Genomic DNA, 13695 nt, shown 5'->3' with positions numbered 1-13695 from the left:
CGGCGCGCCGCCGCGTCGCGATGCGAGACAGGCCCGGGCCGATCGGCTAAGGGCAGACGGGTGCGCCTCACCCGTCTGATCTGCCGCGATTTCCGGAACCACGCCGACCTCGACCTCGCGGTCGGCCGCCGCTTCGTCGCCCTGGTGGGCGAGAACGGGGCCGGCAAGACGAACCTCCTCGAAGCGATCTCGCTGTTCTCCCCCGGGCGCGGCCTGCGCCGTGCGGATCTCGCGGCGATGCCGCGTAGCGGTGGGCCGGGCGGCTTCGCCGTCTCGATGAATTTGGTCGGCGACGAGACCGAGCACCGGATCGGGACCGGCTACGAGCCACCCGGCTTCGACGGGCGCGCCGCCCGCCTGTGCCGCATCGACGGCGCCACCGCGCCCTCCCCCGTGGCCTTCTCGGAATTCTTGCGGGTGGTCTGGCTGACCCCGGATCTCGACGGCCTGTTCCGGGGGCCCGCCGGCGACCGGCGCCGCTTCCTCGACCGGCTCGTGCTGGCGGTGGATGCGACGCACGGTGCCCGCGTCAACGCCATGGAGCGGGCGCTGCGCTCGCGCAACCGCCTCCTGGACGAGCGCCCGAACGACGGCCAGTGGCTCGACGCCATCGAGCGCGAGGTCGCCGAACTCGGGGTGGCCGTGGCTTTGGCCCGGCGCGAGACCGCCGAACGCCTGGACCGCCTCATCGCCGAGGGACGCGACGATTCCCAGCCCTTCCCCTGGGCCGGCCTGCGCCTGGAGGGCGACCTCGACGACCTCGTGGCGGTCTGGCCCGCGATCGAGGCCGAGGACCGGTTCCGCCTGGCCCTGCGCCAGGGCCGCAGCCGCGACCGGGCCGCGGGCCGCACCCTCAGCGGGCCGCAGACCAGCGACCTCGTGGTCCGTCACGGCCCGAAGGACGTGCCTGCCGCCACCGCTTCGACCGGCGAGCAGAAGGCCCTTCTGATCGGTCTGGTGCTCGCCCATGCCCGTCTGGTCCAGGCCATGAGCGGCCTCGCCCCGGTGATCCTCCTCGACGAGGTCGCGGCCCATCTCGATCCACGCCGGCGGGCCGGGCTGTTCGACGCCCTCGACGCCCTCCAGGGCCAGGTCTGGATGACGGGGGCCGATCCGGCGCTGTTCGGCGAGTTGGACGGGCGAGCCGATATGGTCAAGGTCGTGGATGGGCGGATCGCTTCGACCTGAACGCTTGGCGCGCCCGCCAGGTCAGGGCAGGGCCGACGCGATGTCGGTCTGCGAAAAATCGTTGCCGACGAAGAGGAGCGGGACACCCTGCGTCCGCGCGCAGGCATAGGAGAAGCAATCCCCGAAATTGAGTTGGGCCGGGTGGCCCTGTCCCTTGCCGTAACGGGCATAGGCCCCGATCGCCTCGCGCGTTTCGGGCTTGCCCATCGGGATCAAGGCGATGCTGGCTTCCCGTAGGAAAGCCTCGACGACGTCCTCTGCGACGGAGATCGGGACCCTGTCGATCCGGTGCAGGGCGAGTACGGCTTCGAGGACGGACAGGCCGCAGGTCGTGAGGTCCTGCGCCGTCTCCATCCGGGCGATCAGGCGCTGGTGGCCCGCCTCGCGCTTGAGGATCGCCACGATGGCGGACGCGTCGAGGACCATCAGCTGTCCTCGTAAAGGCTGTCGTAGAAGGCCTCGTCGGCGAGGCCGCCCCCCGCATCCGGGTCCGTTCGTGGCGCGGCACTCAGTGCGTCCTGGATGGGACGAAGGCGCTCGGCGAGCGAGGGCCGGCGCTCCAGACGCTCGATCTCGCGCGCCAGCGCCCGGCGCACCGCCTCGGTCTTGCTGACCTTGGCCAGGGCCGCCACCTTCTCGGCGAGGCGGTTGACCTCCTCGCTTCGGATGTTCAGAGGCATTATGCCGACCCCCGGTTGGACCCGTCGCGCGTGTAGACGCTTGGAGGGTATTGCCTACACACCGGGGCCGCAAGCGGACCGCCCGCTCAACCTTCAGGCCAGGATGCCCATGACAAGCCGCCTCGACGAGGCCCGCGCCGCGTTGAAGACCACCTTCGGCTACGACGATTTCCGGCCCGGCCAGGACGAGGTGATCGGTGCCGTCCTCGACGGCACGGACGTGTTCGCCGTGATGCCCACCGGCTCGGGCAAGTCGATGACCTACCAGCTCCCGGCCCTGGTGGAATCCTCGCTGACGGTGGTGGTCTCGCCGCTCATCGCCCTGATGCACGACCAGGTCCAGCAGATGCTCGGCTTCGGCGTCGCCGCCGCGACCCTGAACTCCTCGGTCGCCGAGGCGACCTCGCGCGAGACCTGGCGCCAGATCCGCTCCGGCGACCTGCGCCTGCTCTTCGTCTCGCCCGAGCGCCTGATGATGGAAGGCCTGATGGACGCCCTGCGGGGCGCGGGTGTCCGGCGGCTCGCCGTGGACGAGGCGCATTGCGTCTCGCAATGGGGGCACGACTTCCGGCCCGAATACCGGGATCTCGCCCGGGCCCGCGAGGCGCTCGGCAACGTCCAGACCGTGGCCCTCACCGCCACCGCCGACAAGGCGACCCGGGCCGACATCACCGAGCGGCTGTTTCCGGCCGGCCGCGAACTGAAGGCCTTCGTCCATTCCTTCGACCGGCCGAACATCCGCCTGACCTTCACGCCGAAGGACAACCCGACCCGCCAGATCGAGCGCTTCCTGCGCCACCGCCGCGCCGAGAGCGGGATCATCTACTGCTCGTCGCGCAAGCGCACCGAGCAACTGGCCGAGACCCTGGCCAAGGACGGCTTCAACGCCCTGCCCTACCATGCCGGCCTCGACCAGGGCACGCGCATGAGGAACCAGGACACCTTCCTGCAGGAGGACGGCGTGGTGATGACCGCCACCGTGGCCTTCGGCATGGGCATCAACAAGCCCGACGTGCGCTTCGTCTGCCACGCCGACATGCCCTCCAACGTCGAGGGCTACTACCAGGAGATCGGCCGCGCCGGCCGCGACGGCCTGCCCGCCGACACGCTCACCATCTACGGCCTCGACGACATGGCCCTGCGCCGCCGCCAGATCAACGAGAAGGAGGTGCCGGACGAGCGCCGCCGCGTCGAGCGGCGCAAGCTCGAGGCGATGATCGCGCTGTGCGAGGGCGCCACCTGCCGGCGCCAGTCCCTGCTCGGCTATTTCGGCGAGGCGAGCGAGCCCTGCGGCCGCTGCGACCTCTGCCGCTCCGGCGTCTCGCTCGTCGACGCCACGGTGCCGGCCCAGAAGCTGCTCTCGGCGATCGTGCGCACCGGCCAGCGCTTCGGCGCCGCCTATGTCTGCGACGTCGTCCACGGCAAGGAATCCGACACGATCCGGCGCAACGGCCACACGGCGCTGAAGACCTTCGGGGTCGGCGCCGACAAGCCCATCGCCGCCTGGCGGGCGATGCTGCGCCAGCTTTTCGCCGCGGGCGCCGTGACCGAGAACGGCGACGGCTTCGGCGGCCTCTCGCTCACCGACAAGGGCGAGGCCATCCTGTTCGGCCGCGAGGCCATCCAGATGCGGCCCGACCCCGAGCCCAAGGCGGCCGAGCCCCGCGACCGCAGGCGCGGGGCGTCCCGCGAGGAGGCGAGCCTCGACCTCGATCCCGCCACCGAAGCCCTGTTCCAGCACCTGCGCGGCCTGCGCGCCACCATCGCCCGGACCGAGGGGATCGCCGCCTTCATGGTGTTCCCGGACCGGACCCTGATCGAGATGGCGCGCACCAAGCCGGTCGACCTCTACGCCCTGCGCACGGTGCACGGGGTGGGCGAGCGCAAGCGCGAGGCCTATGGCGAGCGTTTCGTCGCGGCGGTGGCGGATTTCCTGTCGCACGAGCCCGCCGGCCGGTAGGGGCTCGCGGGCGGCGTCCGCCGACCTGATGCGCTTTCGCACTCGTCTATCCGGACGGGCATCGTGTAGGGACGGGCGCGGCCAGGGGCCGCCAACACAGAATCGAACGGATCCTCGTCATCACGCCTTCAGAGCCGTCCGCGCCGGTCCCCCGTCAGGTCTTCTACATGCCGGGCTTCGACCCGCGCGAACCCGAGACCTATTGGGGCCTGTTCCGGCGCGAGGCCCGGCTGACGGCCGTCCGGCGCGGATCGGCGATCACGGTCGGTGATCCGGTGCGGACCGCCGACGGGCTGGCGGTCGACTGGCAGGTCGACCTCGACGGGCACCGGACGCACTACACCCTGCTGCGCTGGGACGACATCGTCGCCGCCCGCTTCCCGCGCTCGAACGGGCGCCGCCTCCTGGAGGTGCCGGCCCTGTGGTGGCGCCTGATCCGGTCGGGCTACATCCGGCCCTTCCGCCGCGAGGCCCGGCGGTTCGCCAGGGTCATCTTCGGCGTCCACCTGATCTACCTGTTCCTCGTCGTCTTGAGCCTCGGCCTCGCCGCGGGTGCCGTCGCGCTGACGCCCGGCCTCGCCTGGCCCTGGGGGCTTCCGGCGGTGCCGGTGCTGGCCTACGGCCTGCTCGCCCTGCTGATGCGGGTGACCCGGGGCAAGCCGTTCTACGTGGCCCACCTCGTGGACGACACCGCCTTCACCCACGATCACGCCAGCGGTGCCGACACCCGCATGCGCGCGCGGCTCGACGCCTTCGCGTCGATCATCCGGGGCGCGGAGGGCAAGGCCTCCGAGATCGTGGTGATCGGCCATTCCTCGTCGAGCTTCCTCGGCCTGGAGGCCCTGGACCGGGTGCTCGTCGCCGATCCCGAATTCGGCCGGCGCGGCACGCCGGTCTCCTTCGTCAGCATCGGCAGCGTGATTCCCTGGATCACCCTCGACCCCCGCGCCGCCGACACCCGCGACGCCCTCGCCCGGGTCGCGGCGAGCGACGCCGTCCGCTGGCTCGACGTGCGGGCGAAGTGGGACTGGCTCTCGGTGCACCAGCGCAACCCGCTTAGCGCCTCGAAGCTGCCGGCGCCCTTCGCCCATCGTCCCGTCGAGATCCACGTCCGGATCGAGGACCTGATCGAGAAACGGATCATCGCGCGGCGCAAGTGGAACCTGTTCCGGATGCACTTCCAGCTGCTGATGTCGAGCCGCGACTCGGAGGCCTTCGACTACATCGCCTTCGTGGCCGGCCCGGAGCCGGTCCACGCCCTGATCCGGCGCTGGCGCGACGTGAAGGAGCAACCCAAGGGCCGTTTCATCGAGGAAAGCCCGGAGGATTAAGGCCCCTAGAGCGGGCCCGATCCGCGATCGCGTGTTGCCAGGGCGCGGCGTTCCGCTTTAGAGCCGTCACGCACGGCCGGACCCGGACGGGGGCCGTGCCGAGAGGGTCGCATGTTCCGCAACGATGTTCCGATCACCCCCGAACTGGTCCGCCAGCACGGCCTGACGCCGGACGAGTTCGAGCGCTTCCGTGGCTTGATCGGGCGCAACCCGACCCTGACCGAGCTCGGCATCGTCTCGGCGATGTGGAACGAGCACTGCTCCTACAAGTCCTCCCGCAAGCACCTGCGCGGACTGCCGACCTCGGCGCCCTGGGTGATCCAGGGACCGGGTGAGAACGCGGGCGTCATCGACATCGGCGACGGGCTCGCCTGCGTCTTCAAGATGGAGAGCCACAACCACCCGAGCTTCATCGAGCCCTACCAGGGCGCGACGACCGGCGTCGGCGGCATTCTTCGCGACGTGTTCACCATGGGCGCGCGTCCGATCGCGGCGCTGAACGCGCTCCGCTTCGGCTCGCCGGACCATCCGCGCACCCGCCACCTCGTGTCCGGCGTGGTCGCGGGCATCGGCGGCTACGGCAATTCCTTCGGCGTGCCGACGGTGGGAGGCGCCATGGGCTTCCACCCGCGCTACGACGGCAACATCCTCGTCAACGCCATGGCGGTGGGCCTCGCCCGCACCGACGGGATCTTCTATGCGGCGGCCACCGGCGTGGGAAATCCCATCGTCTATCTCGGCTCGAAGACCGGCCGGGACGGAATCCACGGCGCCACCATGGCGTCGGCCGAGTTCGACGATGCCTCGGAGTCGAAACGCCCCACCGTGCAGGTCGGCGACCCCTTCGCCGAGAAGCTGCTGCTCGAGGCCTGCCTCGAGCTGATGGCCTCGGGCGCCGTGATCGCGATCCAGGACATGGGGGCCGCCGGCCTCACCTGCTCGGCCGTCGAGATGGGCGCCAAGGGCGACCTCGGCGTCGAGCTCCACATCGAGAAGGTGCCGGCCCGCGAGGCCGGTATGAGCGCCTACGAGATGATGCTCTCCGAGAGCCAGGAGCGCATGCTCATGGTGCTCAAGCCCGGCATGGAAGCCGAGGCCGAGGCCATCTTCGTGAAATGGGGCCTCGATTTCGCGATCATCGGGCACACCACCGACACCCTCCGTTTCGTGGTCAAGCACGACGGCGTCGTCATGGCCGACCTGCCGATCAAGGAACTCGGCGACGAGGCGCCCCTCTACGACCGGCCCCACATCGCCAACACCCACCAACCGGTGCTCGCCGCCGCCGACGTGCCCGAGACGGTGGGCAGCGCCGAGGCCCTGAAGCGCCTCGTCGGTTCGCCCGACCTGTCCTCGAAGCGCTGGGTCTACGAGCAGTACGACCACTTCATCGGCGGCAACACCGTCCAGAAGCCGGGCGGCGACGCCGCCATCGTGCGGGTCGAGGACGGCCCCCGCGGGCTCGCCATGACCGCGGACGTCACCCCGCGCTACTGCGAGGCCGACCCGGTCGAGGGCGGCAAGCAGGCCGTGGCCGAGGCCTGGCGCAACATCACGGCGGTCGGCGGCAGGCCTCTCGCCATTACCGACAACCTGAATTTCGGCAACCCCGAGAAGCCCGAGGTGATGGGCCAGCTCGTCGGCTGCCTCAAGGGCATCGGCGAGGCCTGCAAGGCCCTCGACTTCCCCGTCGTCTCCGGCAACGTCTCCCTCTACAACGAGACCAACGGCGTCGGCATCCTGCCGACCCCGACCATCGGCGGCGTCGGCGTCCTCGACGACGTGACGCGCCACGCCACGATCGCCCTCAAGCGCGCCGGCGACGTGCTCGTGCTGATCGGCGAGACCGCCGGCTGGCTCGGCCAGTCGGTCTACCTCGCGGTCATCGCCGGACGTGAAGAGGGCGCCCCGCCCCCGGTCGACCTCGCCGTCGAGCGCCGCAACGGCGACTTCGTGCGCGGGCTGATCACCGCGGGGCTGGTCGACACGGTCCACGACCTCTCCGACGGCGGCCTCGCCGTGGCGCTCGCCGAGATGGCGATGGCCGGCGGCATCGGTGCCGCCCTCCCCGAGGTGCCGCACGGCCTGGCGGCCCATGCCTACCTCTTCGGCGAGGACCAGGCCCGCTACCTGCTGTCCGTCGATCCCGAGACCGCGCCGGACCTGCTCTACAGCGCCTCGGCGCAGGGAGTGCCGGCCGCGGTGATCGGCGTGACGGGCAACGACCATTTGACCCTGCCGCACGGCGAGACCATATCGGTGGCGGATTTGCGCGAGACGCACGAGGGCTGGCTGCCGGCCTACATGGCGAGCCAGCCGACGGGCGTCCCCGCCTGAAGCCCCCTTACTCGATCGTCAGGAGCCAACCCGATGCCGATGGATGCGCGCGAGATCGAGGCGATGATCCGCGAGGCGCTGCCCGACGCCCGGATCGAGATCAAGGATCTGGCGGGAGACGGCGACCATTACGCCGCCACGGTGCTGTCCTCGGCCTTCAAGGGCAAGACCCGGGTCGCGCAGCACCAGATGGTCTACGGCGCGCTCCAGGGGCGGATGGGGGGTGTGCTGCACGCCCTTGCGCTCACCACCGGCGTCCCGCAGGATTAAGCTCTCCCGGGAGGCGGACCGCATGGACCAGCCGAGCCTCTACGACGACGACATCGTGACCTGGGCCGAGCAGCAGGCCTCGACCCTGCGCGCCCTCGCGCGCCGGCCGGACCTGTCGAACATCCTCGACTGGGAGAACGTCGCCGAGGAGATCGAGAGCGTGGGGCGGTCTCAGATCAGCGCTGTGGAAAGCCTGCTGGCACAGACCTTGGCGCATCTGTTGAAACGGTTGTCCGCGCCGGACGCAGCATCCCTCGATCACTGCTACCAGGAAGCCGGGACGTTCCAAATCGCGGCGATGAATCGATACGAGCGCTCCATGCGGCAGCGCCTGGACTGGGACAAGATCTGGTCGTTCGCGCAATCCTTGGCGAAGCTGAGCCTCAAGCGCTACGGCGATACCCTGCTTCCGAACCTGCCGGCGCAATGCCCACTCGGCCCGGACGAACTTCTCGTGCTTCCGTGTGATCTCGATGCGGCACTGCGTCGGATCGCGGAGTCGACGGCCTTGAAATCCGAGCGAGAATCCTGAAGTCAAGCCAGAGCTCTCCCGACCTGAGACCAACGAGGACCCCCATGACCGACGCGAACACCACCATCGAGAACGAGATCAAGTCCCAGGACGTGGTCGTGTTTATGAAGGGCACGCCGCAATTCCCGATGTGCGGCTTCTCGGGTCAGGTCGTGCAGATCCTCAACTACCTCGAGGTGCCGTTCAAGGGCGTGAACGTCCTCGACGACATGGCGATCCGCGACGGAATCAAGGCCTTCTCCAACTGGCCGACCATCCCGCAGATCTACGTGAAGGGCGAGTTCGTCGGCGGCTGCGACATCACCCGCGAGATGTTCCAGTCGGGCGAGTTGCAGCAGTTCCTGTCCGAGAAGGGCATTCCCGTGAAGGCACCGACCGCCGCCTGAGGCCCGACACACCTGCGAGACGGAACGAGGGCGCGCGAGCGCCCTTTTTCCTGTCTGCTGGGCCGGCGATCGAACATCCGCGCCCCCTGGGCCGTTGAGCCTCGGAAAGTCCGAACCGGGGAGCGTCACGACATGCGCGACGTCATCATCGTCGGCGGCGGCCCCGCGGGGCTTAACGCGGCCCTGATCCTCGGCCGCTGCCGCCGCGACGTGCTGCTCTGCGACGCCGGACGCCCGCGCAATGCGGTTGTCCCGCGAAGCTGGGGTGTGTTCACCCGGGACGGCACGCCACCCCTCGAGCTGCGGGCGCAGGCCGAGGCCGATCTCGCCCGGTACCCGACGGTGGAGCGCCGCGCGGCTGAGGTCACGCGGGCCGAGCGCCGTGACGAAGGCTTCGCCGTCGAACTCGCCGACGGTACCCGCGAGACCTCACGCAAGCTCCTGCTCGCCACCGGACTGCATCAGGCCCTGCCCTCTGTGGAGGGCTTCGAGGAATACTGGGGCCACGGCGTCCATTCCTGCCCCTATTGCGACGGCTACGAGAACCGGGACCGACCTCTTGTCGTCTACGCCCACGGCGATGGGGCCCGGGGTATGGCCTTGGAGCTCACGGTATGGAGCGACGACGTCACCCTCTGCACCGACGCCCATCCGACCGAGTTGCCCGACCACGACCGCGCGCGCCTCGGCCGCCACGGAGTCCGGATCGTCGAGACGCCGCTCCAGCGCCTGGAGGGTGACGGATGCCAGCCCCGGCGGCTCGTCTTCGCGGACGGCACCGACCTGCCCTGCCATGCGGTGTTCCTGATGCCGATGCCGTGCGAGCCCTCGGACCTGATCACCGAGCTCGGCTGCGACCTGACCCGCAAGGGCGTGGTGCCCACGGGCGAGTACGAGAGCACCAACGTGCCCGGCCTGTTCGTGGCCGGGGACGCTTCGCGGCGGGTCCAGTTCGCCGTGGTCGCCGCCGCCGAGGGCGCCATGGCGGCCTTCGCGGTGAATACCGAGCTCCTGCGCGAGGACGTCGCCTGACCGGGCCGGCGAGGGCCGAAAGGCCGATCCTCGGTCGGCTCACCGCGAGCGGCGGTCGGGCCGAATCCGCTCGATGTGGCAAAAGGATGACCGGCTTTTCGTGCGTCGCGGCCGGCGCGCTGGCCGGGTCTGCCGGACGGCGCGAAGACTGTAATCGGGTGCGCTGCCGCACCGCGTTAACCTTTGGCGAGGGGCAAAGGTAAATTAACGGTAAATAATCGAGGGCTTTCGGAACTTATTGCCGTTGTCCACATTATCTGCCAATGACGGGTCTTGCAGCCCCCTCCGGGGGCTATTCAGGACCCCGGGTCCGGTGACCGCCATGCCAGTCTTCGAAGCCAAGAACCTTGATTCCGATTTCGAAGGCTTCGCCTTCCTGAGTGCGATCCTGCATCCTTCCGCGGAGGCGCAGACCCGAGCCCTGACCCATGGCCGCAACCGCGCCGCGCGCGGCTCCATGGTTGCCGATCCGCTGACGGTCGAGCCCCGCTTTCCTGTGCGCAACACCGAGACCGAGATCGAGGCGCAGGCGTCCTGACGCTGCGTCGTTCGCCTTCGCCTCACCCGAGTTCTTGGATGGGCATCACCACGCCTGCGGCGTGATGGTGCCCTGCTTCGTCACGACCACCCAGGTCTTGCCGCGCCGCTCGATGGTCTCGATTCGTCCGACGCCCGGGACGGTATCGCCGGGGCCGACCTCCACGAGGCGGCGCTTGCGGTCTTCGAGGACGGCCACTCCGTCATAGACCTCACGAACGGCCCAGTTCTCGCTGGGCGAGGGTTTCGGCTTGTCCGGGATCGTGCCGGTCTCGGTGGGCTCCGGCGCGGCGGGCTTGGCCGCCTGCGGTGCCGGGGCCGGGGCCGGCGCAGCGACGCGCTTCTCGAGCTGGGCGGTGAGAGCCGCAAGGCGCGCAGTCTGGTCCTTCTCGGCCTGCTCGAGGCGGTCGCCCGTGGCGGCGAGCTTGGTGGTGAGGCTCTGCTCGGCGCGCCCGAGGCGCTCGGCGAGGTTGGTGTGGCGGGCCTTGGCCTCCTGGCGGGCGGCCTCCGCGTTGTCCTGAAGCTGCGCGAGGGCCTTGGCCAGGCGCTCCACCTGCCACTCAGATTCGGTGCGGCCGATCTCCATCTGGCTGCGGATCTGCGCCAGGGTCTCGCCGCCTTCCGTTCCACGCGGCGCGACGAGGCTCATCGCGCCCGCACCCAGAAGCGACCCGAGGCCGAGGGCCGCTGCAGCGACGGCGAGGAGGCGCGGTTCGGGACGGAACCTGCCGGCCGGGGACGAACCGGGTTCGGCCGGCTGGGCCGCGGCCTTCTCGGCCGAGGCGCGGGCGCCGAGGATCGCTTGCTTCAGCAGGGTGTCGGGCGAGGGTTCCGCCGACGCCGCGTGGACCTTATCCGTCATGACCAATGCTTCCTGATGGGGCAGGAAGCATTGGTTAAGGCTGTTTCTTTACGAAACCGTTACCTTGTTCGCGCGTGGTGGAGCCGTCACGCGGCCAGCCCGCGCTGGCGCAGGAGCGGTTCGATGCTCGGCAGGCGGCCGCGGAAGGCGATGTAGGCCTCGCCGGGGTCGCGCAGGTTGCCGGCCCCGTAGACGTATTTGCGCAGGCGTGCCGCCGTCTCCGGGTGGAAGATGTCCCCGGCCTCGCGGAAGGCGTCGAAGGCGTCCGCGTCGAGCACCTCCGACCAGAGGTAGCTGTAGTAGCCGGCGGCATAGCCGTCGCCCGAGAAGATGTGCGCAAAGTGCGGCGTCCGGTGCCGCATCGAGATCTCGGCCGGCATGGCGATGCGCTTCAGGGCATCCGCCTCGAAGGCCGCCACGTCGAGGCCCTCCTCGCCGCCGCTCGACAGGTGCAGGGTCATGTCGACGATGGCCGACGACGTGTACTCGATGGTGGCGAAGCCCTGGTTGAAGGTGCGGGCCGCGAGCAGGCGCTTCAGCAGGTCCTCGGGCATCGGCTCGCCGGTGCGGTGGTGCCGGGCGTGCTTGCGCAAGACCTCCGGCTGCTCGAGCCAGTGCTCGTAGAGCTGCGAGGGCAGCTCCACGAAATCGCCCGCCACCGCGGTGCCCGCCAGCAGCGGGTAGGTCACGTCGGAGAGAAGGCCGTGCAGGGCATGGCCGAACTCGTGGAACAGCGTGCGGGCGTCGTCGAAGGAGAGCAGCGTCGCCTCGCCCTCCGGCGCCTTGGCGAAGTTCATCACGTTGACGATGATCGGCTTGATGTCGCCGTTCAGGCGTTCCTGCGAGCGGAAGGCGCTCATCCAGGCTCCGCTGCGCTTGGTGGCGCGGGCGAAGTAGTCGCCGAGGAACAGCCCGACCTCCGAGCCGTCGGCGTTGCGCACGACCCAGGCCCGCACGTCCGGATGGTAGCGCGGCACCTCCTGCAGTTCCGCGAAGCGCAGGCCGAACAGACGCTCGGCCGTGTCGAAGGCCGCCGCGATCACGCCGTCCAGGGGCAGGTACGGCTTGATCTCGCTCTCGTCGAGATCGTGCTCGGCCCGGCGCAGCTTCTCGGCGTAGTGGCGCCAGTCGTGCTTCGCCAGATCGAAATTGTGGCCCTCGGCCTGGACCAGCGCCTGGAGCCGGTCGCGCTCGGCGGCGGCCTGGTGGTGGGCCGGCGTCCAGACGTTGCGCAGCAGGTCCATCGCCCGGTCGGGCGAACCCGCCATCGTGTCCGAGAGCTTGAAATGGGCGAAGCTGTCGTAGCCGAGGAGCCGGGCACGCTCGGCCCGCAGGGAGACGATCTCGGCGATGATGCCGCGATTGTCGGTGGGGCCCCCGCCCTCGCCCCGGCGGGTCCAGGCCTCGTAGGCCTTCTCGCGCAGGTCCCGGCGCGTCGAGAACACTAGGAACGGCTCGATCAGCGAGCGCGACAGGGTGATGACGTGGCCATGCGCGCTGCCGCGCTCGCGGGCGGCCGAGGCCGCGGCGGCGCGCAGGAAGGGCGGCAGCCCGGCGAGATCGTCCTCGCTCTCCAGGGGCAGCGCGAAGGCGCTCTCGTCGGCCAGCAGGTTCTGGCTGAAGGTGGTGCCGAGTTCGGCCATGCGCGCGGCGATCTCCGCCATCCGGGCCTTGGCCTCGGGGCCGAGGTCGGCGCCCGAGCGGCGGAAGCGCGTCCGGTAGCGGTCGAGCACCCGGCGTTCCTCCGGCCCGAGCTGCTCGGCCTCGGCGTCGACGGCGGAGATGCGCGCCCAGAGGGCGGCGTCGAGGTAGATCGCGCTGCCGTGGCGGGCGAGGCGCGGGGTGATGGCGCGCTCGACGGCCTGGAGTTCGGGGTTGGTGTGGCTACCGCTCAGGTTGAAGAACACCGAGGCGACGCGGTCGAGGTCGTGGCCGGCCCGCTCCAGGGCGGCGACGGTGTTGGCGAAAGTGGCCGGGGCGGTATCGGCCGCGATGGCGTCGATCTCGGCCCGGTGGCTCGCCAGCGCCGCCTCGAAGGCCGGAAGGTAATGGGCCGGCGCGATCGCTTCGAACGGCGGCAGGCCGTGCGGCGTCGACCAGCTCCGCTCCGCGAAGGGCCCGATCCCGATCGGGGCGGAAGCGGTCTCGTGAACGGTCTCCCGGGGAGCGTCGGGCGTGCCAATGGTCATTCGGATTCCTTCGTGCCGTGCGTCGGGCTTCGGCCTGCAAGGTAAGCCTGCGGACGCCGTGCGCAAAGGCGGTCCCAACGGCCCCGGCGACGCCGCGTGGCATCCGTCACGCGCTCGGGCTCGAACTCTCGGGTCGTTCCGGCCGTTACAGGCCGTCCGCGGAGACGGACCAGATTGGGAACGAGATGCCCCTGCGCCACCGACCTGCCCCGCGTCTCATCGCGGCCCTGCTCCTCATCCTGTCCGGGGGATCGACCCTGACCGGCGCCGCGAGGGCCGAGGACAGGGGCGTGCCCTCCGACGCCACCGCGATCCCGATGCCTCCACCGGCTCCGCCCCCGCGGCCGGCCGAACTCGTGACCCCGCCCCCCGCGGAGGCGCCGCGCCCGGC

Annotated in this window: 13 protein-coding genes and 1 pseudogene; 10 read left to right on the top strand and 4 right to left on the bottom strand. The window is 70.4% G+C overall.

The annotated features are described in order from the left end of the window. The first annotated feature begins 60 nt into the window (after positions 1-60). Positions 61-1188, top strand: coding sequence for a DNA replication/repair protein RecF (gene recF / locus AC3WLN_RS14595; protein ID WP_492482334.1), 1128 nt, complete (start codon positions 61-63; stop codon positions 1186-1188). A gap of 21 nt (positions 1189-1209) precedes the next feature. Here recF and AC3WLN_RS14590 read toward each other — a convergent pair whose 3' ends face one another. Further along, positions 1210-1614, bottom strand: coding sequence for a type II toxin-antitoxin system VapC family toxin (locus AC3WLN_RS14590; protein WP_492482332.1), 405 nt, complete (start codon positions 1612-1614; stop codon positions 1210-1212). Beyond that, on the bottom strand, positions 1614-1868 hold the full coding sequence (locus AC3WLN_RS14585; RefSeq protein ID WP_492482330.1) for a type II toxin-antitoxin system VapB family antitoxin: 255 nt from the start codon (positions 1866-1868) through the stop codon (positions 1614-1616). Before AC3WLN_RS14585 ends, AC3WLN_RS14590 begins: the two co-directional genes overlap by 1 nt. A gap of 109 nt (positions 1869-1977) precedes the next feature. Here AC3WLN_RS14585 and recQ point away from each other — a divergent pair, with 109 nt between their 5' ends. From recQ to AC3WLN_RS14545, 8 genes are all read left to right on the top strand, one after another. Beyond that, positions 1978-3828, top strand: a complete 1851-nt coding sequence (gene recQ, locus AC3WLN_RS14580; protein ID WP_492482328.1) for a DNA helicase RecQ — start codon at positions 1978-1980, stop codon at positions 3826-3828. A 167-nt stretch (positions 3829-3995) separates the two neighbouring features. Continuing rightward, positions 3996-5159 (top strand): hydrolase, encoded by a 1164-nt coding sequence (locus AC3WLN_RS14575; RefSeq protein ID WP_492482326.1) that lies wholly within the window; start codon positions 3996-3998, stop codon positions 5157-5159. Between the two features lie 111 nt (positions 5160-5270). Next, the gene (gene purL / locus AC3WLN_RS14570) at positions 5271-7496 is read left to right on the top strand and encodes a phosphoribosylformylglycinamidine synthase subunit PurL (protein ID WP_492482324.1); all 2226 of its coding nucleotides are present in this window, start codon (positions 5271-5273) and stop codon (positions 7494-7496) included. A 33-nt stretch (positions 7497-7529) separates the two neighbouring features. Then, the gene (locus AC3WLN_RS14565) at positions 7530-7766 is read left to right on the top strand and encodes a BolA family protein (protein WP_055951915.1); all 237 of its coding nucleotides are present in this window, start codon (positions 7530-7532) and stop codon (positions 7764-7766) included. Between the two features lie 22 nt (positions 7767-7788). Further along, complete coding sequence (locus AC3WLN_RS14560) at positions 7789-8298, top strand: DUF29 domain-containing protein (RefSeq protein ID WP_492482322.1); 510 nt, start codon at positions 7789-7791, stop codon at positions 8296-8298. Between the two features lie 44 nt (positions 8299-8342). Beyond that, complete coding sequence (gene grxD / locus AC3WLN_RS14555) at positions 8343-8684, top strand: Grx4 family monothiol glutaredoxin (RefSeq protein ID WP_492482320.1); 342 nt, start codon at positions 8343-8345, stop codon at positions 8682-8684. 132 nt (positions 8685-8816) lie between these two features. Next, positions 8817-9716: an NAD(P)/FAD-dependent oxidoreductase gene (locus AC3WLN_RS14550; RefSeq protein WP_492482318.1), complete on the top strand. Its 900-nt coding sequence runs from the start codon at positions 8817-8819 to the stop codon at positions 9714-9716. A gap of 322 nt (positions 9717-10038) precedes the next feature. After that, complete coding sequence (locus AC3WLN_RS14545) at positions 10039-10254, top strand: hypothetical protein (RefSeq protein WP_463775577.1); 216 nt, start codon at positions 10039-10041, stop codon at positions 10252-10254. Positions 10255-10299: 45 nt separating this feature from the next. Here AC3WLN_RS14545 and AC3WLN_RS14540 read toward each other — a convergent pair whose 3' ends face one another. Further along, positions 10300-11115: a hypothetical protein gene (locus tag AC3WLN_RS14540; RefSeq protein ID WP_492482316.1), complete on the bottom strand. Its 816-nt coding sequence runs from the start codon at positions 11113-11115 to the stop codon at positions 10300-10302. An 86-nt stretch (positions 11116-11201) separates the two neighbouring features. Next, positions 11202-13304, bottom strand: a complete 2103-nt coding sequence (locus AC3WLN_RS14535; protein WP_492482315.1) for a M3 family metallopeptidase — start codon at positions 13302-13304, stop codon at positions 11202-11204. 185 nt (positions 13305-13489) lie between these two features. Here AC3WLN_RS14535 and AC3WLN_RS14530 point away from each other — a divergent pair. Continuing rightward, positions 13490-13695 (top strand): annotated as a pseudogene (locus AC3WLN_RS14530) (hypothetical protein); the annotation flags it as partial.

The organism is Methylobacterium sp. FW306-05-D, assembly GCF_058782155.1.
Note: the sequence above shows the minus strand (reverse complement) of the source record. Positions and strands in the feature narration are given on the sequence as shown.

Bases quoted from the DNA above. Each gene is read 5' to 3' on its own strand.
- AC3WLN_RS14590 (WP_492482332.1), bottom strand. From the start codon at position 1,614: ATGGTCCTCGACGCGTCCGCCATCGTGGCGATCCTCAAGCGCGAGGCG.
- AC3WLN_RS14585 (WP_492482330.1), bottom strand. From the start codon at position 1,868: ATGCCTCTGAACATCCGAAGCGAGGAGGTCAACCGCCTCGCCGAGAAG.
- recQ (WP_492482328.1), top strand. From the start codon at position 1,978: ATGACAAGCCGCCTCGACGAGGCCCGCGCCGCGTTGAAGACCACCTTC.
- AC3WLN_RS14575 (WP_492482326.1), top strand. From the start codon at position 3,996: ATGCCGGGCTTCGACCCGCGCGAACCCGAGACCTATTGGGGCCTGTTC.
- purL (WP_492482324.1), top strand. From the start codon at position 5,271: ATGTTCCGCAACGATGTTCCGATCACCCCCGAACTGGTCCGCCAGCAC.
- AC3WLN_RS14565 (WP_055951915.1), top strand. From the start codon at position 7,530: ATGCCGATGGATGCGCGCGAGATCGAGGCGATGATCCGCGAGGCGCTG.
- AC3WLN_RS14560 (WP_492482322.1), top strand. From the start codon at position 7,789: ATGGACCAGCCGAGCCTCTACGACGACGACATCGTGACCTGGGCCGAG.
- grxD (WP_492482320.1), top strand. From the start codon at position 8,343: ATGACCGACGCGAACACCACCATCGAGAACGAGATCAAGTCCCAGGAC.
- AC3WLN_RS14550 (WP_492482318.1), top strand. From the start codon at position 8,817: ATGCGCGACGTCATCATCGTCGGCGGCGGCCCCGCGGGGCTTAACGCG.
- AC3WLN_RS14545 (WP_463775577.1), top strand. From the start codon at position 10,039: ATGCCAGTCTTCGAAGCCAAGAACCTTGATTCCGATTTCGAAGGCTTC.
- AC3WLN_RS14540 (WP_492482316.1), bottom strand. From the start codon at position 11,115: ATGACGGATAAGGTCCACGCGGCGTCGGCGGAACCCTCGCCCGACACC.
- AC3WLN_RS14535 (WP_492482315.1), bottom strand. From the start codon at position 13,304: ATGACCATTGGCACGCCCGACGCTCCCCGGGAGACCGTTCACGAGACC.